The 21,952-nt window shown below is 48.3% G+C and carries 15 protein-coding genes and 2 pseudogenes; 12 read left to right on the top strand and 5 right to left on the bottom strand.

Annotation, left to right across the window (positions count from 1 at the left end):
* Window positions 1-285: 285 nt before the first annotated feature.
* Complete coding sequence (locus DW083_RS15370; RefSeq protein WP_115498132.1) at window positions 286-1,575, bottom strand: ATP-binding protein; 1,290 nt, start codon at window positions 1,573-1,575, stop codon at window positions 286-288.
* Window positions 1,576-1,931: 356 nt separating this feature from the next.
* On the opposite strand from DW083_RS15370, the gene DW083_RS15365 reads away from it, so the two are divergent.
* Window positions 1,932-2,435: a hypothetical protein gene (locus tag DW083_RS15365; RefSeq protein ID WP_122332973.1), complete on the top strand. Its 504-nt coding sequence runs from the start codon at window positions 1,932-1,934 to the stop codon at window positions 2,433-2,435.
* A 65-nt stretch (window positions 2,436-2,500) separates the two neighbouring features.
* Here DW083_RS15365 and DW083_RS15360 read toward each other — a convergent pair whose 3' ends face one another.
* Window positions 2,501-3,337 carry an OmpA family protein gene (locus tag DW083_RS15360; protein ID WP_122332988.1) on the bottom strand — a complete coding sequence of 279 codons (837 nt, stop codon included), beginning with the start codon at window positions 3,335-3,337 and terminating at the stop codon, window positions 2,501-2,503.
* 162 nt (window positions 3,338-3,499) lie between these two features.
* Here DW083_RS15360 and DW083_RS15355 point away from each other — a divergent pair, with 162 nt between their 5' ends.
* From DW083_RS15355 to DW083_RS15345, 3 genes are all read left to right on the top strand, one after another.
* The gene (locus DW083_RS15355) at window positions 3,500-4,840 is read left to right on the top strand and encodes a sigma-54 dependent transcriptional regulator (protein ID WP_122332972.1); all 1,341 of its coding nucleotides are present in this window, start codon (window positions 3,500-3,502) and stop codon (window positions 4,838-4,840) included.
* A gap of 788 nt (window positions 4,841-5,628) precedes the next feature.
* The gene (locus tag DW083_RS15350) at window positions 5,629-6,180 is read left to right on the top strand and encodes a PAS domain-containing protein (RefSeq protein WP_158582122.1); all 552 of its coding nucleotides are present in this window, start codon (window positions 5,629-5,631) and stop codon (window positions 6,178-6,180) included.
* Window positions 6,181-6,215: 35 nt separating this feature from the next.
* Window positions 6,216-7,109, top strand: coding sequence for a PAS domain-containing sensor histidine kinase (locus tag DW083_RS15345; protein WP_122332970.1), 894 nt, complete (start codon window positions 6,216-6,218; stop codon window positions 7,107-7,109).
* 127 nt (window positions 7,110-7,236) lie between these two features.
* Here the strand turns inward: DW083_RS15345 and DW083_RS15340 are convergent, their stop codons facing one another.
* Both DW083_RS15340 and DW083_RS15335 read right to left on the bottom strand, forming a co-directional pair.
* A complete protein-coding gene (locus DW083_RS15340) occupies window positions 7,237-7,917 on the bottom strand; it encodes an HNH endonuclease domain-containing protein (protein ID WP_122332969.1) in 681 nt (226 codons plus the stop codon).
* The gene (locus DW083_RS15335) at window positions 7,904-9,193 is read right to left on the bottom strand and encodes an AAA family ATPase (RefSeq protein WP_122332968.1); all 1,290 of its coding nucleotides are present in this window, start codon (window positions 9,191-9,193) and stop codon (window positions 7,904-7,906) included. The genes DW083_RS15340 and DW083_RS15335 overlap by 14 nt, the downstream gene beginning before the upstream one ends.
* Before the next feature lie 363 nt (window positions 9,194-9,556).
* On the opposite strand from DW083_RS15335, the gene DW083_RS23655 reads away from it, so the two are divergent.
* The 7 genes and pseudogenes from DW083_RS23655 to DW083_RS15300 all read left to right on the top strand — a co-directional run bounded on the left by DW083_RS23655 (window position 9,557) and on the right by DW083_RS15300 (window position 17,796).
* Entirely contained in the window at window positions 9,557-9,637 is an 81-nt protein-coding gene (locus DW083_RS23655) for a potassium-transporting ATPase subunit F (protein ID WP_115498138.1), read from the top strand.
* Between the two features lie 21 nt (window positions 9,638-9,658).
* The gene (kdpA, locus tag DW083_RS15325) at window positions 9,659-11,371 is read left to right on the top strand and encodes a potassium-transporting ATPase subunit KdpA (protein ID WP_122332967.1); all 1,713 of its coding nucleotides are present in this window, start codon (window positions 9,659-9,661) and stop codon (window positions 11,369-11,371) included.
* 37 nt (window positions 11,372-11,408) lie between these two features.
* A pseudogene (gene kdpB / locus DW083_RS15320) lies at window positions 11,409-13,450 on the top strand (potassium-transporting ATPase subunit KdpB).
* A gap of 116 nt (window positions 13,451-13,566) precedes the next feature.
* Window positions 13,567-14,150, top strand: a pseudogene (locus DW083_RS15315) (K(+)-transporting ATPase subunit C).
* An 81-nt stretch (window positions 14,151-14,231) separates the two neighbouring features.
* Window positions 14,232-14,924, top strand: coding sequence for a TorF family putative porin (locus tag DW083_RS15310; RefSeq protein ID WP_233552232.1), 693 nt, complete (start codon window positions 14,232-14,234; stop codon window positions 14,922-14,924).
* A gap of 16 nt (window positions 14,925-14,940) precedes the next feature.
* A complete protein-coding gene (locus DW083_RS15305; protein ID WP_122332965.1) occupies window positions 14,941-16,062 on the top strand; it encodes a sensor protein KdpD in 1,122 nt (373 codons plus the stop codon).
* A gap of 3 nt (window positions 16,063-16,065) precedes the next feature.
* Window positions 16,066-17,796, top strand: a complete 1,731-nt coding sequence (locus tag DW083_RS15300) for an ATP-binding protein (RefSeq protein WP_122332964.1) — start codon at window positions 16,066-16,068, stop codon at window positions 17,794-17,796.
* Window positions 17,797-17,854: 58 nt separating this feature from the next.
* On the opposite strand, the gene DW083_RS15295 is transcribed toward DW083_RS15300, so the two are convergent.
* Window positions 17,855-19,168, bottom strand: coding sequence for an anaerobic C4-dicarboxylate transporter family protein (locus DW083_RS15295; protein WP_122332963.1), 1,314 nt, complete (start codon window positions 19,166-19,168; stop codon window positions 17,855-17,857).
* An 85-nt stretch (window positions 19,169-19,253) separates the two neighbouring features.
* On the opposite strand from DW083_RS15295, the gene galB reads away from it, so the two are divergent.
* Window positions 19,254-21,758: a beta-galactosidase GalB gene (galB, locus tag DW083_RS15290; RefSeq protein ID WP_122332962.1), complete on the top strand. Its 2,505-nt coding sequence runs from the start codon at window positions 19,254-19,256 to the stop codon at window positions 21,756-21,758.
* Window positions 21,759-21,952 lie beyond the last annotated feature (194 nt).

The raw sequence follows: 21,952 nt of genomic DNA, 5'->3' as shown, positions 1-21,952 counted from the left end.
GTCCTCTTTTGAAAAACGACCGTTTTCATGGCAAAAAAGCCCCTAAATTTCCTTTGAATATTTGAGACGCCGTCCGTTTTGTTTTGCTACAGGCGATTCTCCAGGAGTTAAGCTTTATCACTTTGACGGCATTTTCATCTTTCGATAATCAAATTGCACGCTTTTTGGAATTGTCCTGGCACCTCATTTCTTCTGTTGTCAGCCATAAAGGCCAAAACTGCAAAAAAAGTCAATCCAAAATCGATCAAAATTTCGGACGAAATAGAAAAATGGTCAAAAAGGGGGTTATTGTAATTTTGTTTCGCATTGCAACAACCAATCATATACAGGTCTGACAGCGATGGCATAGCCATTTTCTTCCATATCCTCATATTGGTGGTCGGTAAGCAACAGTAGATTTTTGCAACCGGTTTTTTTGGCTGCAAGGAGTAAACCGGAAATTTCACGCTTTCGGGTCTTGGCATTTGAAATGTCGTAAGAAACCTGGATGCAAAGGACAGTCTCATTTTCTTGGCATACTACAAAATCACATTCTCCGGAACGATCATTGTAATAGTAAATATCCAAACCTTTGTTCCTGCACCTGCGTAACAGTTCAATATAGGTAATGGTTTCCAAGCGCCATCCCAGGTTTTTTCCGACAAAAGCATCTGCCCGTTTGTTCATCAATGCAACATCAATCGGATAGACTTTTTCCCCCACAATACGTTGCTTGCTCTTATGCGAGTATTTACGAAGCCCCACTAAAAGGTAAGCTTGGCGGAGATAGTCGACGTAATTCTTGGAAGTATGTTCTGATTTGAAACCAAACAGTTCTTTCAAGGTATTATCTACCACAATGACAGGAGACACATTTAATAAATGTTGTGCCATTTGCTCAAAAGCTGCTTTGTGGGAAATCTTGAAGCGTTGTTCTATATCTCGTTTTAAGATATTATCCACAAGCGTATCGATATATTCACGGTCACCTGTAATATTTTGCAATTCAGGAAATCCTCCTTGTTGCATATATTCATCGAATGCTGCCCGGCGGAGTGCGATTGCCTGTGTTGTCTGCTTCTTTACATCCACCTGTTTATAGTCACAATATTCGGCGAAAGAAAATGGAAAAAGTGGGATGGAATGATGACGTCCGGTCAGATGGGTGGCTAATTCTCCGCTTAGCAGTTTGGCGTTGGATCCTGTAATGATAATATGCATATTCCGGCGTAAAAGCCTGTTGACAAACAAATACCATTCCGGGATATTTTGAATTTCATCTATGAAAAGATAATTAAAGTCTCCGTGTATTTTGTATAAGACCTCCAGCACATCATTCAGGTCTTCTCCCTTTAAGTTGACAAGACGCTCATCATCAAAATTCACATAGGCATATTTGACCCCGGCTCGATGAAGGATATTGTAACACAAGGTTGACTTGCCACTTCGTCGTACTCCGATGACAACTTGCGCCTGCGTGCTTTCCAAATCTACCAGATCTTCCTCTTTTCTTCGGCAGAAACGAATGGACTGTTTCATTTCCAATTCTTCCGACTGGTCGGAAAGGATGGTTTCAAGAATACGTTTATCTATCATAGCTTTAAAAATTGTCCTGTAAAGATACAGTTATTTTCTTTAAATGCGATATTTTACATGTTTTCTTGATTTAGAATACGATAATATGCATAATATTTCATTTCTGAATGCGATATTTTACATACTTATCCGTGTGCGGCTGTCGATATTGTCGTTATTTCGATAGATGGCAAATCTATTTTCAGGGGTAAGATAGAAGGGACGAAGACCTCTCGAAAAGTGAGTGTTTTCTAAACTTGATTTTGGATAGGTTGATAAAGGTATGTTCCGGTGGTGAAGCATACCTTTATTGTTTTTACTGATAACGCAATATCCTTTTTGTCCCGTCGTTCTATAAGAAACGAAAAAGAAGGGTTATGAAGAAAATTGTGTTTGTATTTAGTCTGTTTTGTGCATTGTTCTGGATGGGATGTACAAAAGATCATGTAGTGGAGCGTGTTGTTTATAAAGGAGAACCTGTCTATTCGGTCTTTCCGTTGGAGGAAAACCTGGATTCTATTTCCGTGAAGGGTTTTAGTGTGTGTACTTCAAACAATGATTTAAAAGGCGCTTTGCCTAAAATCGTAGCAGAAGAGTTCGGCATGGAGGGCGTCTATACTTATAGTACATATAGTACTGTTGCTAATATCCCGAAGAAAAAGAATGAACATATGGGATTTGGTACACCGGATATGAAAAAGGTGGGATATAATGAACAATTCGAAAGCCGGAGCGTATATAGTTACAGCGGAGATACGATTGCTACTATCGGAACATACCTGATTTATGTGAAAAAGAATGAAAGCGGAGAGGCGGTGGATCGTTGGTTGCCGGTTGCTCCGGAAGATTTAGTTTGGAGTTTCTTGTCACTTCGTATGTAACATTGATAAAGAAAGAGGCATGTCATAAATATAATGTATTTATAGCATGCCTCTTTTTATGATTCTTACTGATTCAACATCTGATACAGCTTATCTAACTTCGGAGCCATGATGATCTCCGTGCGGCGGTTTTTGGCGCGTCCGTCGGCCGATTCGTTGTCGGCAACAGGCATGAATTCGCCACGGCCGCAAGGTTGTATCTGTAACGGGTTGACACCGTAGTCTTTTGTCAGGATACGGACGACGGAGGTAGCACGTATCACGCTAAGATCCCAGTTATCTTTGAACTGGACGGTGTTGATCGGCTTGCTGTCGGTATGGCCTTCGATGTAAACGTCGATGTCGGTCTGTTTGTTGAGGACCTCGGCCAGTTTAGCCAGAGCCTCTTTCCCACGTTTGTCTACGCGGGCGCTTCCCGATTCGAACAGGAGTTTGTCCGACATGGCGACATAGACTTTCCCGTCTTTTTCACGCACTGTCAGTTCGTCGCTGCTGAAACCTAACAGGGCGTCTTTCACGCTGTTCAGGAGGTTTTGCACCCGTTCGTTCTGGGCGTTGATCATGTCCTGCAATTCATTGATGGTACGTTCGCGTTCATCCAGTTCACTCATTTTCTGGCTCAGCAGGGAGTTCAGTTTTTCCTGCTCCGTCATGTTGGTGTTGAGCATACTTTGATAGTTACGGATGTTTTTCCCCATGCGGGTGGTGTCTCGCTCGAGGGCGGCAAGGCGCGATGAGAGCTGGTCGTTGTTGTCGCGGCAGTTCACAAGCTGGTTCTGCAGGTCGTCTCCCCGGGCGATAGCTTCCAGGCGTCCGTTCTCGGCCAGCAGATATTTTTTCTTCGTCACACAAGAGGTGCAGACAAGCAGTGCGGAGACTGCAACTAATAGAACCTTTTTCATTGCATTCATATTTTCTGCAAAGTAAAAATATATACCTATTACTTGTATCCGCTTTTTAGGGAATTTGGTTGTATTTAATGATTAATAGGTGGTGATAGTCCATTTATTATTGTGGTTTACAAATAATTTATACTTTTGTGCTTCTCTATTGGATGTAAAAAGATGGGAAAAGTATTGATTATCGATGATGAAAAGCAGATCCTGAGCTTGTTGTCCCGCATTATCGGGCTGGAAGGTTACGAGGTGCTTCAGGCGGCAAGCTGCAAGGCCGGGATCAGGCAGTCGGAACAGCATAGTCCCGAGGTGATCCTTTGCGACGTCTGCCTGCCGGACGGAAGCGGGGTGGAGCTTGTCTCCGAACTGAAACGCCTCAACCCCCTTTCGGAAGTCATCCTGCTCACGGCACACGGGAACATCCCCGACGGCGTGCAAGCCATCAAGAACGGTGCATTCGACTATATCACCAAGGGCGACGACAATAACAAAATCCTTCCCCTGATCGCCAAGGCCATGGAAAAGGCTACCGCCGCCTGCAAGCAGCAGAAAGCCGCCGCCCCGGCAGTCGGCAAACAATACTCTTTCGATACCATCATCGGCCAATCGCCCGCCATACAGGAAGCCATCGTCCTGGCCCGTAAGGTGGCCGCCACCGATGTCCCTGTCCTGCTGACCGGAGAAACCGGTACGGGAAAGGAGGTCTTCGCCCAGTCCATCCACCAGCACAGTTCCCGTAGCGATAAAGCCTTTGTCGCCATCAACTGCTCGTCCTTCAGCCGCGACCTGTTAGAAAGCGAGATGTTCGGCCATAAGGCGGGAGCCTTCACCGGCGCCTTGAAAGAGACGAAAGGTTTGTTTGAAGAAGCCGACAACGGAACGATCTTTCTCGACGAGATCGGCGAGATGGCGTTCGACCTGCAAGCCAAGCTGCTCCGCATCCTCGAAACCGGCGAATTTATCAAGATCGGCGACACGAAGCCCCTTAAAGTAAATGTGCGCGTGATAGCCGCCACCAACCGCGACTTAGAAAAAGAGATCGCCGACGGCCATTTCCGCGAAGACTTGTTCTACCGCCTTTCCGTTTTCCAGATACACTTGCCGCCGCTTCGTGAACGGACGGGCGACATCCCGTTGCATGTCCGGGCATTTGTTTCCGCCCTCTCCTCCAAGATGGGAAAAGACATCCGGACGATCTCGCCCGATTATATCCGCATCCTGAAGCAGTACCCCTGGAAAGGAAACGTACGCGAACTACGCAACGTTGTGGAACGTAGCCTGATTATCTCCGAAGGCGACACCCTGACGCCCGACACCTTGCCCCTTAACATGCAGACCCCGCAGACCGCCGCCGACGGAAGCTATTCGGGCTTCGACCTCAGCGGTGTCGAAAAGATGCACATCCAGAAAGTCTTGAAATATACCAACGGCAACAAGACGGAGACATCCCGTCTGTTGGGTATCGGACTGACCACACTCTACCGGAAGATCGAGGAATACGGCCTTTGACCTTCCGCAATTCTCCTTGTTTTTCTATAAATAGTTACTTTTTTCCTCAAAGCCACTTTTTTGCCCTGATTTCCCCTTTTTGTATATAGGTGATTTTCGATATTTTCTACCCGTTAAAACCCTTTCTGCATCAGAGTTTCGGCAAATAGAACAAAACAAAAAGGGATAGAAAGCCTTTTCCTTAAAAACAACAAAAATGAAATGTTAAAAATGGCGGCCGGAGAGGTTATGCACATTGAAAAATAAAGGATGAATTGTTAATGTTAAATGACTAATGAAAACGTTCCTTTTTTTTAGTCATTTGCAAATGTAGGGTAAATATTTTAATAATCAATGGATATGGGAAATAAAATGCGTTTGTAGACTGTATTTTGCTTCATTTTGTTTCATGTTTACAGAAAAGATATAGATATTATTTTTCAACGGAAAAAATGACTAAAAAAAAAGGAACGTTTTCATTAGTCATTTATATGTTAACAAAGATAAAGTGAATCTTCCCGATAAACCGTGGACGCCAGAAATAATACAAAAATGGATAATAGAATAGGGTATTTATGCTAAAAATACAGTCATTTGGAAAAACTGATACGCTTAAAATAACAGATCGATTTTATGAATATCAAATATAAGATATGCAGACTATAGTTGTTGATATATTATTTTTATGCCATCTTCCGATGGTCGCCATTGGTTTTGATTTTTTTCATATCATACAACTGGCCTGTATTTTTATTCTCTTTATCTTTTTGCTTTTCCTTTATATTGAAAGGAGAAAGTTTAAACATAAAGTGAGCGACCTGAAGAGTATAGAGGATGCAGTAATCACCCGTTTGCTCGACTCTTTAGCTGCCAATTTCGCTTTCGTAGATATTGATGGGACTATCCGGTATGTGAATCAATATATATTCAAGTGCTTGGATATCAATAGGAAAGATTTGATTGGAAAAAAGGTTACGGATGTACTCTCGATCTTTCATGGGCAGTCGGATATTCTCCCGGATATATTGGAGGAATTAAGGCAGGGGAAAGATTATATAGAATTTAAAGCGGACACCTATTTAAGCGAAAAAGATCAGGATGCGGTTCAGTTAGTCGGGGGAGCTGCCTTTGGCATACGTGACCGGAACGGACAATTATTGCATATCTTGTTTTTCTTTCGGAGTATAAATAAGGAAAAGAGGCAGCAGTACACAATGGATATGATTTTGGACAAGACAAATATCTTTCCCTGGACAATCGAAATTGATACCGGCATACTCAAGATTGATTCGCGTTATTACGATTATATAGGAAGCCGGCCAGTAAGGATGTTATTACGATCGATGATTTTCGAACACTAACTCATCCGGATGATGTCGATGCATTATTTGAAGCGTTGACCGGGCAGTTCCGCGGGGCGTCGTTGGATGCCCATGTCGCCTACAGGGTTCTGCGTGGCGACGGCACGTGGGAATGGTTTGAGGCCCAATCTACCTATATGAAGAGTGTGTCGGGTTCTCCTTTTCAACTTATCGGCATTTGTATGAGTACGCAAAAATACAAGGAGACGGAAATCAGGCTACAGGAGGCATTAGAAAAGGCGAAACAAAGCGAAGAGCTAAAAACCGCATTCTTAGCCAATATGAGCCACGAGATCCGGACGCCGTTGAACGCGATAATGGGCTTTTCCAATCTTCTTACCGACGAGGATGTAAAGTTGGGTACTGACGAAGCGAAAGAGTTCTCCAATATCATCAACCAGAACGGGCAGCATCTGCTGACGTTAGTCTCCGATATCCTGGATCTTTCGAGGATCGAATCGAACGAGATGGTGTTCAATATGCAGCGATATTCTTTGAATGCGTTGTTGACGGATATCTATAAGGCGCAATCTCTCCGGATGACGCCGGAGGTCGAGCTGGTCTTGCAGATGCCGGAGTATAACACCTGTCTGACGACGGATAGCACAAGGTTGACGCAGGTGGTGAACAACCTGATCAATAACTCCCGTAAATTCACAAAAGAAGGCTTCATCCGGTTTGGTTACCATCTGGAAGACGACGGTAAAAGCGTCTACATCTTCGTGCACGATACGGGATGCGGTATGGAACAGGCAGAGCTCTCCCAAATCTTTAATCGCTTTTACAAGGGAAGCCCGCATGTGCAGGGAACGGGCCTGGGACTCTCTATCTGTAAAACGATTATCGAAAAATTAAATGGAAACATAACAGTTATATCAGAAAAGGGAAGAGGAACAGAGACAATTTTACATTTATTATTGAATCGATGAACTATGTGTCTTTACGTTTTTCGATCACTCAGAGAGCCGCGCCTGTGAAGGTGCGGCTTTTTTCATTTTTTCAGCGTGTCAGGGAACAATATTGTAACTCACTTTTTAGAGAATCGCATTCTGTATCTCAATATCGTTTTACGGTCAGATAATCTTCTATCTCCGTGAAGTCCGGACTGGAAAGAATGGTTGTCGAAACAAGTGCTGCATACTCTTCCTGTCTGCGTCCCTCTTTCATCAAGCGTTTGAGCCGCCGGGCGTATGTCGGTAGCTTTTCGTCGGATGAGGCGAGGATGTCTTCTTTCAAATCTGAAAGTGTCCCGTTTATCTTTTCATAAATTCGGTTGCGGGGTTTGACGAAATGTTCGATATCGTTCAGCCCTAATTTCCGAATGGTACGTCTGGCGATGTCGGAGTTGTTTTTTACCCGGTAGAAACCATTTTCCATATAGAAAAAGTCTTTCGGATCATCCTCGAACGGATTTACGACCGGCTCCGCTATGGTGTCGTGTTCGCCTTTTGTCGCATTGCATTTCTTACAACTTGGCAGGAGGTTTCCCCACAACAGTACTTCATCCGGATAGCGGCTTTTAGGATGGAAATGTTCTATTTCCATATACTTGCTTTCCTCGCCGAGACGTATCTCGGTATAACAGCATTTACCGAACGAGAGGTCGGCAATAGCGACTTTCAACCAGTCAATGTCCCATACCTGCTGCGTGTTGTCGGCATTGTATTTTTCGGTTTTGGATTTGACCAGTTCGTCAGTAAGTTTTTCCGGTTTGGGTTTTAGTTCAAGCTTGATCATCTGGTATGAGTTGTGAGAATTGGATGTCTAATAGTTTTCTTTCTTCACTTTGCGGGTGAAGTATCTTCATGAGTCTGTCGTAGGCTTCTTTACCGGATTTGTAATCGTCGGTATCGATTGCCGCCTCGAACTGTTTCATTAGCTCCTGATAAATGTCTGTCTGTATGTTGTCTTCCAATCCCATGATCTCACGAAGGATTTCCTCTATCCGCCAACCGATGAAGGAACGGACACCGAAGTGTTTGACTTTCGTATGATCGCCCTCGCGTTGCAAAGCATAAAGATTGACCTTTTCCATCGATTGGATGATAAAGGGACTATGCGTTGTCACGATAAATTGGGTTTGGGTAAAGATATCGGACAGATATTTGATGATGCTACGCTGCCATTGCGGATGGAGGTGCAGGTCGATTTCGTCGATTAAAAGGATGGCGGGTTCTTTGAGAGGATTCGGGCTATCCGGGTAACGGTCGAAAAGCTTCTTACAAAAGTCGACCATCCAAGATAAGGTTGCCTGATAACCGTAGCCTAAGTCGGAAAGTTTGTGCCAACCGTCTTTTGTTCGAAATTCGATATAGTTGTATAGATTAGCATCCGAGATAAAACGGATATCTTCTATTTCGGGGAAAAGATCACCTTTTAATATAGAGATCAATAAATTTCTTCGTTCAATGGCTTTCTGGCGGTTCTCAATCGGTGCGCTGTCGTTTTTCGCTGCATAATCTAATTGGAACAGCCAGTCTTCGAAGTTAAGGAGATCTGTAGTATGAAGTAAGTTACTTACGTTGGATATTTTATCTATTTTTGAATTAATTCCTTTACTCTCGATATTTCTAACGACTCCATATCCGTAAATCAAAAGATTTTTACACCTGCCAGAAGTAGAATTTCCTGACATCAGATATGATTCCATAGGATTTTCCACATTATATTTTAAGGCAATATATAAGTCATAATCAGCTGTGTTATTTATTTTAGAAGCTTTATTACATAATTCAGGAATAGTACTTATTCCAACAAGAGTATCAGAGGATACATTAACAACGAGGAAATAAGGTTCAATAGTGTAATTTTTCGATTTGGGATCAAAATGAGGTTCCATATTTGCAATAGCCTTCAAAAGATTCGTCTTTCCTGTATTATTATCCCCAAGAAAGACCGTCCATCTGTACCAGTTATCATTTTCATCAACAAATTTGAACCTATTTTCGCCAGTGAAACATCTATAATTAGTCACCCCGACCTCTTTAATATAAACAGGAGTATGCTCTGCCATAACTTTGATATCTTTTATATCACAAATTTACAACATTTATTCCATATACTACCGAAATGATAAACTTTTCCATTCTGGAAAGGTAACCTTTTCAAAATGGAAGGGTTTGCATCGTCCCGGAATTTCATACTGAAAGCTTAACTCCTTGATATTCTTCTCTTAATCAAAAAGGCCACCTCTTTGGCACGCCGTTGGCATATAGAACGGCGAGACGATGAATAGTATTAACTCTAAAAGTATTTTGATATGTTGGAAAATGAATTTGTGTCTTTTGGATTCTTGTGCGTGGTGGGGGTGGCCTGCTACTGGTTTTTCTTTAAGTGTGTGGATTGGTTCGAGAAGATTTAGGAAAGGAGGAAGATTATGTTTGCAGCACTGTTTGTACTCTGCCTGGTTATCTTCGGGTATCTGATGTATGTGTTGGTCAGGCCCGAAAAGTTTTAAACAATTAGTTTAGGTGAAAAGATGAATACGGAATTATTAGGTAGCATTATCCAGATCATTTTGATGGTCGTTTTAGCTTATCCGTTAGGTAAGTATATTGCAAAGGTATATAAAGGGGAGAAAACCTGTTTTGATTTTCTGGCCCCGGTAGAAAGATGGATCTTTAAAATCTGCGGGATCGACCCGAAGGAGGAGATGAGTTGGAAAAGTTTCCTGAAGGCGCTCCTGACGGTCAACCTTTTCTGGTTCTTTTGGGGTATGATCCTGCTGTGGACGCAACAGTACCTGCCCTTGAACCCGGATGGCAATGCCGGACAGTCGTCCCATTTGTCATTCAATACATGTATCAGCTTCATGGTAAACTGCAACCTGCAACATTATAGCGGAGAAAGCGGGTTGACCTATTTCACGCAATTATTCGTCATTATGCTGTTCCAGTTCATTACGGCCGCTACGGGAATGGCCGCCCTTGCCGGTATCTTCAAGGCGATGGCTGCCAAGACGACGAAGACGATCGGTAACTTCTGGGACTTGCTGATGAAGAGTTGCACCCGTATCCTGTTGCCGATGTCGTTGGTTGTCGGGTTTATCCTGATCCTGCAAGGGACGCCGATGGGATTCGACGGGAAGATGCAGCTTACGACATTGGAGGGCAACGAGCAACAAATCTCGCAAGGTCCGGCCGCCGCCGTCATCCCGATCAAGCAGTTGGGGACGAACGGGGGAGGCTACTTCGGCGTAAACTCTTCGCATCCGCTTGAAAACCCGACCTACCTGACCAATATGGTGGAATGCTGGGCGATCCTGATTCTCCCGATGGCGATGGTCTTTGCGTTGGGATTCTATCTGAAAAGGAAGAAGTTGTCTTATACGATTTTCGGTGTCATGCTCTTTGCCTACTTGGTTAGCGTGGGTATTAATACCTATTACGAGATGAACGGCAACCCGAAGATCGCTGAAATGGGAATCGACCAGGCAGCCGGCGCGATGGAAGGCAAGGAAACCCGGCTCGGTGCAGCCGCCACAGCCCTGTGGAGTTGTACGACGACAGTCACTTCCAACGGCTCGGTGAACGGGATGCATGACAGCACGATGCCGCTAAGCGGGATGATGGAGATGCTGAACATGCAGATCAATACCTGGTTCGGCGGCGTCGGGGTAGGATTTATGAACTACTATGCTTTTCTGATTATCGCCGTCTTTATCAGCGGTCTGATGGTCGGCCGTACGCCTGAGTTCTTAGGGAAGAAGGTGGAGGCGCGTGAGATGAAGATCGCTACGATCGTGGCATTAGCTCATCCGTTTGTGATCCTGATCGGTACGGCGGTGGCTTGCTATTATTATGTCTATAATCCGGCCTTCGTGGAGGCGGAGGGAGGTTGGTTGAACAATCCCGGCTTTCATGGGCTGAGCGAGATGCTTTACGAATATACTTCTTCTTCCGCCAATAACGGTTCGGGCTTCGAGGGGCTTGGCGATAATACCTGGTTCTGGAACTTTACGACAGGTCTTGCGCTGATCATCTCGCGCTACCTCCCGATCGTCGGGCAGGTTGCCATTGCCGGTCTGCTGGCGCAGAAGAAGTTCATACCGGAAAGTGCGGGGACATTAAAGACGGACACTGCGACATTTGCCGTGATGACCTTCAGCGTGATCTTTATCGTGGCTGCCCTGTCTTTCTTCCCTGCACTGACCTTAGGGCCGATTGCCGAATATTTTAGCATTTATCTTTAAGTTGAATATCGAGTATTGAAAATTGAAAAGTAATACGATGAAAGAGAATCGATCTGCTTCTTTGTTTCCGAAGGAGCTTGTTATAGAAAGCCTGAAACAGTCGTTCGTCAAGTTGGACCCCCGGACGATGTTCCGCAACCCGATTATGTTTATCGTCGAAGTGGTGACCTTCGTGATGTTGATCGTGACGGTTTGGGCGGCGGCTACAGGCAATACCGCACAGGGGTCGGCCGGGTATAATATAGTTGTTTTCATTGTGCTGTTCCTGACGCTGCTCTTTGCCAACTTTGCCGAAGCGATCGCCGAGGCGCGTGGCAAGGCGCAAGCCGACAGCCTGCGTAAGACCCGCGAGGAGACGCCTGCGAAACGGGTGGAAGCTAACGGTACGACCACGACGGTGAGCAGTTCGCAATTGAAAAAAGGCGATGTCTTTATCTGCGAGGCAGGCGACACGATCCCTTCCGACGGCGAGATCATCGAGGGGTTGGCTTCGATCGACGAGAGTGCCATTACGGGCGAATCGGCTCCGGTCATCCGTGAGGCAGGGGGCGACAAGAGCTCTGTGACGGGTGGTACGAAAGTGCTGTCCGACCAGATCCGGGTGATGGTGACGACACAGCCGGGCGAGAGCTTCCTCGACAAGATGATCGCCCTTGTGGAAGGCGCTTCACGGAAAAAGACGCCGAATGAGATAGCATTGACGATCTTGTTGGCCGGTTTCACGTTGGTGTTTGTGGTTGTATGCGGTACGTTGAAGCCGCTTGCCGACTATTCGGGAACACAAATCACCATTGCGGCCTTCATCTCCCTGTTTGTTTGTCTGATCCCGACTACCATCGGAGGGCTGCTGTCCGCGATCGGTATTGCCGGTATGGATCGTGCCTTGCGAGCCAACGTAATAACCAAATCCGGCAAGGCTGTAGAGACAGCCGGCGACATAGACACCCTGTTGCTCGACAAGACCGGTACGATCACGATCGGTAACCGTAAAGCGACACAGTTCTATCCGGTGGCCGGGGTCGACGAACATTCTTTCGTACAGGCTTGCCTGATGGCTTCCCTGTCTGACGAGACGCCCGAAGGCAAATCGATCGTCGAACTGGGGCGCGAGCGTGGCATCCGCATCCGCGATCTGAGCACTTCGGGTTCCCGGATGATCAAATTCTCCGCCGAGACGAAGTGTTCGGGTGTCGATCTGAAAGACGGAACCCGTATCCGCAAAGGCGCTTTCGATGCGATCCGTCGGATGAGCGAGGCAGCCGGAAACAAGTACCCGGAGGAGGTGGCCGGACTGGTCGGGAAGATCTCCGGCAACGGCGGGACTCCGTTAGTGGTTTCGCAAGACGATTACATCATCGGCGTGATCGAGTTGCAGGATATTATTAAACCGGGCATCCAGGAACGTTTCGAACGGTTGCGCAAGATGGGTGTCAAGACGGTGATGGTGACGGGTGATAACCCTTTGACAGCTAAATATATCGCCGAAAAGGCCGGTGTGGACGATTTTATCGCCGAAGCCAAGCCGGAGGATAAGATGAATTACATCAAGAAAGAACAGGAATCCGGCAAATTGGTGGCTATGATGGGCGACGGGACGAACGACGCCCCGGCACTGGCGCAGGCAAACGTCGGGGTAGCCATGAACAGCGGTACGCAGGCGGCTAAGGAAGCCGGTAATATGGTGGACCTGGACAACGACCCGACGAAGTTGATCGAGATTGTGGAGATCGGTAAGCAGTTGCTGATGACGCGCGGTACGCTGACGACCTTCAGCATCGCAAACGATGTGGCGAAATATTTCGCAATCGTTCCGGCCCTGTTCATGGTGGCGATCCCGCAATTGGCGGCTCTGAACGTCATGCGTTTGCATAGTCCGGAAAGTGCGATCCTGAGTGCGGTGATTTTTAATGCCGTTATTATCCCGATCCTGATTCCGTTGGCTTTGCGGGGGGTGGCTTATAAGCCTATAGGGCTTCGGCCTTACTACGCCGTAACTTATTGATCTATGGGGTGGGCGGCGTGATCGCTCCGTTCATCGGAATCAAGTTAATCGACATGGTAGTCTCTCTTTTTTTCTAAGTATAAATATCTCTTGACACTGCGCGCTGTCCGGCGGATGTTTCTGCATGATCCGGAAAGGCTGCCGGGCGGCAGCGGGTGTTTCGCAATTAAGAACGTAAAGAAAATCAAATCATATGATATCGAATCTGTTTAAATCATTCAAGCTGACGATTGCTTTCTGCATCCTCTTCAGTGTCAGTTATATCTTCATCCTGTGGCTTTTTGCCCAGGTAGCCGGTCCGAATAAGGCAATGCCGATGTGGTCGAACTGAACGGCCGGGTAGTGGGAGCTGCCAATGTGGGGCAGCAATTCACAAAGGATATTTATTTCTGGGGCCGCCCGTCGCATGCGGGTGACGGTTACGACGCTTCCAGCTCGGCGGGCAGCAATAAAGGACCGTCCAACGAAGAATATCTGGCGGACATCGAGATGCGTATCGATACTTTCCTTGCACATCATCCCTACCTGAAACGGGAGCAGGTGCCTGCCGAAATGGTCACCGCCAGCGGTTCCGGCCTCGATCCGGATATTTCCCCGAAAGCGGCCTATGCGCAGGTGCAACGGGTGGCCGGCGCACGCGGTATCTCTCCGGAAAAGGTGATGGCCATTGTCAACGCGAACGTCGAAGGCCCGCTGTTGGGACTGTTCGGCCCGGAGAAAGTCAACGTCTTGAAGTTGAACGTGGCTTTAGAGAAGTTGGAAACAAGTAATCGGTAAATAAAATAAGAAGAAAATATGAACTCGAGAATCAAAAAGGCATTAGCCGCAGTAATAACAGTTTCTTTCTGCTCCTTCGGGATGATAAAAGCGCAGGATGACGAAAGCGGGGCGACATTTAACGTCCAGGGCGACCTGGTCAGCTCCTATATCTGGCGTGGTATGTACCAGACGGGCGCCAGCTTCCAGCCTGCATTTTCCTTCGGCATCGCCGGCTTTTCGCTGACAGCCTGGGGATCGACCGACTTCGACGGGTATCAGGCTTCGGAAGGACTTGCCAACAAGGAGATCGACCTGACGGCTGCCTATACGTTCGGCAATTCCGGACTGACCTTGTCTGTCGCCGACCTCTGGTGGGCCGGACAGGGGGCTAACAAGTACTTTAACTTTAAGAGCCATGAGACGGCACATCACTTTGAGGCTGGTCTGGCTTACACACTTCCCGTGGAGAAGTTCCCGCTGTCGGTGGCCTGGTACACGATGTTTGCCGGACAGGACAAGGATGCGGAGGGCGGTCAGAACTATTCCTCTTACGTCGAGCTGAACTATCCGTTCTCAGTGAAACGTGTCGATCTGAACGTCACCTGCGGGTTGGTCCCTTACAAGGCACCCCAGTATTATACCAACGGCTTTGCCGTTACGAACGTGGCATTGAAAGGAACTACTGCGATAAAGGTTACGGATTCGTTTTCTTTACCTATTTTTGCACAGGCCATCTGGAATCCCCGGTTGGAAGATGCGCACTTGGTCTTCGGCTTTACATTGAAACCGTAAACAGTAATTCAGGCAAATGAACAGAGAAGAGAGCGTACAACACTTTTTGGATTTGCTGAAAAAGTCCCGCCGCGGTAACTTCAAAATCTACATCGGCATGATTGCCGGTGTAGGTAAGTCGTACAGGATGCTGTCGGAGGCGCACGAGTTGCTTCGCAGCGGGATAGATGTGCAGATCGGCTACATCGAGACGCATGGCCGGGCCGAGACAGAGGCGTTGGTTAAGGGGCTTCCCCTTATCCCGCGCCGAAAGTCGTTTTACAAGGGCAAGGAGGTCGAAGAGATGGATCTGGACGCTATCCTGAACATCCGTCCCGAAGTGGTAATCGTTGACGAACTGGCCCATACCAACGTGGAGGGCAGCAAGAACGAAAAACGCTGGCAGGACGTGATGGACATCCTGGAGGCGGGGATCAGCGTGATTACCGCCGTCAACATCCAGCACCTCGAAGGGCTGAATGAAGAAGTGCAGGATATCGCCGGCATCGAGGTGAAAGAACGCATCCCCGACAGTGTGCTGGAGCAGGCGGACGAGGTGGTGAACATCGATCTTACCGCCGACGAGCTGGTGGCACGCCTGAAAGCCGGTAAGATTTACAAGCCGGAGAAGGTGCAGACGGCGCTGAACAATTTCTTTAAGTCCGAAAACATCCTGCAGCTCCGCGAACTGGCTTTGAAGGAGGTGGCTTTGAGGGTGGAAAAGAAGGTTGAAAACTCTGTCCCTGTCAATACGGGCGTCCGTCATGAAAGATTCCTTGCTTGTATCAGCAGCCACGAGAAGGCGCCTCGGAAGGTGATCCGTAAGGCGGCACGCTTAGCTACGCGCTATAATTCGAAGTTCTTCGTTCTGTATGTCCAGACTCCGCATGAAAGTATAGATAGGATACCATTGGCTAACCAGCGGTATCTTTCGAACCATTTCAAGTTGGCTACCGAGCTGGGTGGTGAAGTGATCCAAATCCAATCGGAGAACATCCCGGAAAGTATCGTGCAAGTGTGCAGGGAGAAACAGATTACAACGGTGTGCGTGGGAAAACCTTCGTTCAGTCTTCGTTCCGTACTGGTGTCGATCTTTCAGTACAGGATCTTGTTAAATAGTTTGTCGCAGTTGAATATTGACCTGATAATAATAGCATAGTGTATGGATAAGCTCTTTAGTCTGAAAATAAAAACGAAACTGACCTCCGGTATCGGTTTGTTGTTTACGCTGATCGTCCTGCTTGGCGGCGTGGCGGTCAAGAACATTACGGATATGTCTGCCGACACGCAGAACATCCTGGCGGATAATTATAATTCGCTTCTCTATTCCCGCCGGATGCTGGATGCCCTCGAACGGATTGAGACGGACCCGACAGCACGAACGGAGTTCGAAAAGAACCTCGAACTGCAAAAGAAGAATATCACCGAGGTCGACGAGAATGTGGCGACGGCGCACCTAATCACACAGTATGAGGCAATGCATCGTAACCAGAACGACACGACTATCCGGCGTGTCAGGACAGCCCTCAATGACATCATGACCCTGAATATGGCGACGATCTACAGGAAAAGCCAGGTTGCCGGGCATACGGCGGACCAGGCGTTACTCTGGATATGTATCATTGCGATGGCTTGCATCCTGATCGCTTTTGCATTTCTGATCCGCCTGCCCCGTTCCATCACGACGCCGATCCGCAAACTGACCGACGGCATAATGGAGATTGCAAATCATAATTACGAAAAAAGGCTCGACTTAGGCGATAATCAGGAGTTCGCCGGAGTTGCCGCCTCCTTCAACCGGATGGCTGAACGGCTGACGGAGTACCGGAAGAGCACGTTAGCTGATATCATTCAAGCCAAAAAATACATCGAAGCGATTGTCAACAGCATCACCGAACCGATCATAGGGCTCGACCGCGACCGTTCCATCCTGTTCGCGAATGACGAAGCGCTCACCATCCTGAATTTGAAACGGGAAAACGTGATGGGAAAGTCCGCAGCCGAGCTGGCGTTGAAAAATGACTTGCTCCGCCGTCTGGTTCGTGAACTGATCCAGCCCGACGAGAAGAAGGAGCCTCTGAAGATCTATGCCGACAATAAAGAAAGCTATTTCCAGGCAAAGTACATCCCGATCCATGTGACGGACAGTGACGGACGCGAAACCGAGTATGCCGGCGATGTCATCCTCCTGAAGAACATTACCGAGTTCAAAGAGTTGGACTCTGCGAAAACCACCTTTATCTCCACCATCTCCCACGAGCTGAAAACTCCGATATCGGCCATCTTAATGAGCCTGAAACTACTTGAAGACAAGCGGGTGGGCGACATGAACGACGAACAGAAGGCGCTTGCCGAAAGCATTAAGGAAAGCAGCGACCGCCTACTCGAAATCACCGGCGAACTCCTCAAGATGACACAGGTGGAAACGGGCAAGCTGCAACTGAATCCGAAGATCACGAAGCCGATCGAACTGATCGATTATGCTATCAAGGCGAACCGGGTACAGGCTGAGCGTTTCAATTGCCTTATTGAGGTGGAATATCCGGAAAAGATATCCAAACTCTTTGTCGATAGCGAGAAGATCGCCTGGGTGTTGACAAACCTCCTTTCCAACGCCATCCATTACACGCCGGAGAACGGCCGTATCATTATCGGTGCACGCCAGGCAGACAAGACGGTGGAAATATTCGTCCGGGACTTCGGCAAAGGCATCGATCCCCGTTACCATCAAAGTATCTTCGACCGTTACTTCCGTGTTCCCGGCACAAAAGTACAAGGGAGCGGCCTCGGCCTCGCCATCAGCAAAGACTTCATCGAAGCACACGGCGGCACGATCCGCGTGGAGAGTGAGGTGGGCAAGGGGAGTACGTTTATCATCACCTTTAATGTTTAATCTCGTTTAGAAGTAACAAAAACACTCATGATAACCGGTCGGGAAGATGTCGGATCAGTTAGAACAATTGTATCATCAGCAACCCCAACGCCACCGACACCCCGGTTGCAATCAGTCCCGGCATCATGAACGAATGGTTGAGGATGTATTTGCCGATGTGGGTTGTTCCGGTACGGTCGAAGTTGATAGCGGCTACGACTGTCGGGTAGTTCGGGATGAAGAAGTAGCCGTTTACAGCCGGGAAAAGTGCGATAAGCATATAAGGGGAGATACCGAGGGCGATTCCTAACGGCAGTAATGCACGGATAGTCGCAGCCTGGCTGAACAGCAGGATGGACATCACGAACAGGGCCAGGCCGAACAGCCAGGGCATTTCCGTTACGATATGTTCGATCGAACCTTTCAGTTCGGCCATATTCCCGCCGATGAACGTGTCGCCCATCCAGGCGATACCGAAGATAGCAACTACCGCTTGCATACCGGCGGAGAAGACGGAACCTTGTACGGCCTTTATCCCGTCCGTCCGGGTGATGAGCAGGATCAGGGCGGCGGCCGAAAGCATCAATATCTCGATGATATGCGCCATCTGCATCTGCCGGGTTGCCCCGTCGGCCAACGCGAACACGGGACGCAATGAATCCATCGAACCGAAGAGGACGATCCCGATGGTCGCCATAATGAAGATTACCACCGACAGGAGGGCGGCACGATGGTTCTCGACGCCTTTCGCCACATATTTGTCATTCGTAAACTCTCCGTTGGCGACACGGCGCAGGTATTCCGGATCGTCTGTCAGTTCCTTTCCGACGCGGAGGGAATAGAACGCGCCGGCCAGAACACCGACCAGTGTACAGGGAACGGAAATCATCAGAATGTTCATCAATGAAATATTATATCCCGCCAACATACTGAGCAGAGCCACCGTTGCCGCCGATATCGGACTGGCGGTAATGGCCTGTTGGGAAGCGATAACGGCAATTCCTAACGGGCGTTCGGGACGAATCTTTGTCTCTGTTGCGACTTCCGCGATCACCGGAAGGACGGAATACGCCACGTGCCCCGTTCCGGCAATGAAAGTGAAAACGTATGTAACTAACGGGCTCAATATCGTGATCTTGGAAGGATTCCTGCGTAACAGCTTTTCCGCCCACTTCACCATCAGGTCCAGGCCGCCGGCTGCCTGCATACAACTGGCTGCCGCGATGACCGCTACGATCATAAGCATCACGTCGATAGGTGGGGAAGTCGGTTCCAGTCCGAATACGAAAGTAAGGACTGCCAATCCCAGACCGCCCAATACACCTAATCCGATGCCTCCGAGGCGGGCTCCTATTATAATTGCAATTAAAACGAATAGTAATTGTAACAACATGGCTGTAAAATGCAGATTTAGTTTGTAAAGGTCGCAAATTTAGTTATTTTTGTCCTGCTAAGTACTACAAAAACACTAAATACAGATGAAAAGAATCTATTTCGCAGCTTTAGTTGGGTTGTTCGGGTGTGTGTCGGCAATGACGGCGCAGGTCCGCAGTGAGTTCTTGTTGGAGAAAAACTGGAAGTTCACCCGCGAGGATAACAATGAGTTTATAAAGCCTGCCTTCGACGACAGCAAGTGGCAGTCTGTGACCGTCCCGCACGACTGGGCTATCTATGGCCCTTTCAGTTCCCAGAACGATAAACAGGAGGTGGCGATTGCGCAAGACGGACAGAAGGAAGCGATGGAGCATGCCGGACGTACCGGCGGTCTTCCCTTCGTCGGTGTGGGCTGGTATCGCACCGAGTTCGAGGTTCCGCAGTTCCAGACAGGCAAGCGGGCGACGATCCTGTTCGACGGGGCGATGAGCCATGCCAATGTCTACATCAACGGGCAGAAGGTCGGCTACTGGCCGTATGGTTATAACTCGTTCCATTTCGATATCACGAAATATCTGAAAGCCGGACAGAAGAATACGTTAGCCGTCCGTTTAGAGAACCTGCCGGAGTCTTCCCGCTGGTATCCCGGTGCCGGACTCTATCGCAATGTCCATGTGATCGTGACGGACGACGCCTATATTCCGGTTTGGGGAACTTACGTGACGACTCCCTCGGTAAACGAGAAATTTGCCAAAGTGAACATCCGTACCAAAGTGGTGCTTCCCGAAGGGGCTGATCCTGCTAAATACAGCGTGGAGACCAGCGTCTGGAATCCGAATAAGCAGAAGCTGACGGCTGTCCGCACCTCTCTTGAACAGATGAAATACAACAACGACCAGGCGGAGCAGGAATTTATCATCCAGAGCCCGTCTTTATGGTCACCGGATATGCCGGCCTTGTATTCGGCTGAAACCCGCCTCTATGAAGGTGACCAGCTGAAAGACATCTACACCACTCCGTTCGGTATCCGTTCGATCGAGATTATTCCCGACAAAGGTTTCTTCCTGAATGGCGTGAAGACTGTTTTTAAAGGTGTCTGTAACCATCATGACTTAGGTCCGTTAGGCGCAGCCGTCAACGATGCAGCCATCCGCCGCCAGGTGCGCATCCTGAAAGACATGGGCTGCAACGCGATCCGTACCTCCCATAATATGCCCGCTCCCGAACTGATCCGGGCCTGTGACGAAATGGGTATGATGATTATGGCGGAGAGCTTTGACGAATGGAACGTGGCAAAGTGCAAGAACGGCTACAACCTGCTGTTCGACGAATGGGTGGAGAAAGACCTGGTGAACCTGGTTCATCATTACCGGAATAATCCGAGCGTGGTGATGTGGTGCATCGGCAACGAAGTTCCCAATCAGTGGAACGAAGGAGATTGCAAGATCGCCAAAAGATTACAGGATATCTGCCACCGCGAAGACCCGACTCGTCCGGTAACGCAAGGGATGGATGCCCCGGATGCCGTGGTGAACAATAACTTTGCCGCCGTCATGGATGTGGCCGGTTTCAACTACCGTCCGTTCAGATATAAGGTCAACTACAAGAAGTTGCCGCAGCGGATCATCTTAGGCAGCGAAACGGCCTCGACAGTCAGTTCCCGCGGCGTGTATAAATTCCCGGTGGAACGTAAGGCAATGGCGAAATACGACGATCACCAGAGTTCCGGTTACGACGTGGAACACTGCGGCTGGTCCAACCTGCCGGAAGACGACTTTATCCAGCATGAAGACCTGCCGTATTGCATCGGCGAGTTTGTGTGGACCGGTTTCGACTATCTGGGTGAACCGACTCCGTACTATACGGATTGGCCAAGCCATAGCTCCCTGTTCGGCATCATCGACCTGGCCGGTATTCCAAAGGATCGTTACTTCCTCTACCGCAGCCATTGGAACAAGGTGGAACGTACGCTTCACATCCTGCCTCACTGGACATGGCCCGGACGTGAAGGAGAAGTGACGCCCGTCTTCGTCTATACCAATTATCCCACCGCCGAACTCTTTATCAATGGCAAGAGCCAGGGCAAACGCACGAAAGACCTGAGCGTGGAACTGGACAGCAGCTATACGGAAGCCGCCCAGAAGAGTTTTGAACGACAGAAGCGCTACCGCCTGATGTGGATGGATACCAAATATGAACCGGGAACGCTGAAAGTGGTTGCTTACGACAAGGACGGCAATGCCGTTGCCGAAGAAGAGGTGCACACGGCAGGCAAGCCTCACCACATCGAACTGACAGCCGACCGCAACCGCCTGACGGCCGATGGCAAGGATCTTTCCTTCATCAATGTCCGTGTTGTCGACAAGAACGGCAACCTTTGTCCGGATGCCACCCATAAGGTGAAGTTCAGTGTGCGCGGTGCCGGCACCTATCGTGCGGCTGCCAACGGCGATGCAGCTTCCCTCGAATCTTTCCAGGCCCCGCAAATGTCTCTGTTCAAAGGACAGCTGACCGCTATCGTGCAGACCGAAGAGCAGCCAGGCGTCATCATGTTCGAGGCTTCGGCTCCGGGTGTGAAGAGTGCGAAGATAGAACTGATCAGTGAATAATAAATGAAGATTTATCGGTTCAGTTATGATTCACGTTTCATGCCCATGGAAATCGGATTGCATGGGCATGAAATTCCGAATGGATGGGCATGGATACTTTTTCAATATCCAGGGGCTTATTGTATAAAACGCATTTTTTAGGCCCTAAAAGAGTTCCTAATTCTAACAAATGTTAATCCTCTTTTTAACCGCCA

The sequence above is a fragment of the Parabacteroides sp. AF48-14 genome, assembly GCF_003477465.1.
Classification (GTDB): domain Bacteria; phylum Bacteroidota; class Bacteroidia; order Bacteroidales; family Tannerellaceae; genus Parabacteroides; species Parabacteroides acidifaciens.
Note: the sequence above shows the minus strand (reverse complement) of the source record. Positions and strands in the feature narration are given on the sequence as shown.

Bases quoted from the DNA above. Each gene is read 5' to 3' on its own strand.
- DW083_RS15370 (WP_115498132.1), bottom strand. From the start codon at position 1,575: ATGATAGATAAACGTATTCTTGAAACCATCCTTTCCGACCAGTCGGAA.
- DW083_RS15365 (WP_122332973.1), top strand. From the start codon at position 1,932: ATGAAGAAAATTGTGTTTGTATTTAGTCTGTTTTGTGCATTGTTCTGG.
- DW083_RS15360 (WP_122332988.1), bottom strand. From the start codon at position 3,337: ATGAAAAAGGTTCTATTAGTTGCAGTCTCCGCACTGCTTGTCTGCACC.
- DW083_RS15355 (WP_122332972.1), top strand. From the start codon at position 3,500: ATGGGAAAAGTATTGATTATCGATGATGAAAAGCAGATCCTGAGCTTG.
- DW083_RS15340 (WP_122332969.1), bottom strand. From the start codon at position 7,917: ATGATCAAGCTTGAACTAAAACCCAAACCGGAAAAACTTACTGACGAA.
- DW083_RS15335 (WP_122332968.1), bottom strand. From the start codon at position 9,193: ATGGCAGAGCATACTCCTGTTTATATTAAAGAGGTCGGGGTGACTAAT.
- DW083_RS23655 (WP_115498138.1), top strand. From the start codon at position 9,557: ATGTTTGCAGCACTGTTTGTACTCTGCCTGGTTATCTTCGGGTATCTG.
- kdpA (WP_122332967.1), top strand. From the start codon at position 9,659: ATGAATACGGAATTATTAGGTAGCATTATCCAGATCATTTTGATGGTC.
- DW083_RS15310 (WP_233552232.1), top strand. From the start codon at position 14,232: ATGATAAAAGCGCAGGATGACGAAAGCGGGGCGACATTTAACGTCCAG.
- DW083_RS15305 (WP_122332965.1), top strand. From the start codon at position 14,941: ATGAACAGAGAAGAGAGCGTACAACACTTTTTGGATTTGCTGAAAAAG.
- DW083_RS15300 (WP_122332964.1), top strand. From the start codon at position 16,066: ATGGATAAGCTCTTTAGTCTGAAAATAAAAACGAAACTGACCTCCGGT.
- DW083_RS15295 (WP_122332963.1), bottom strand. From the start codon at position 19,168: ATGTTGTTACAATTACTATTCGTTTTAATTGCAATTATAATAGGAGCC.
- galB (WP_122332962.1), top strand. From the start codon at position 19,254: ATGAAAAGAATCTATTTCGCAGCTTTAGTTGGGTTGTTCGGGTGTGTG.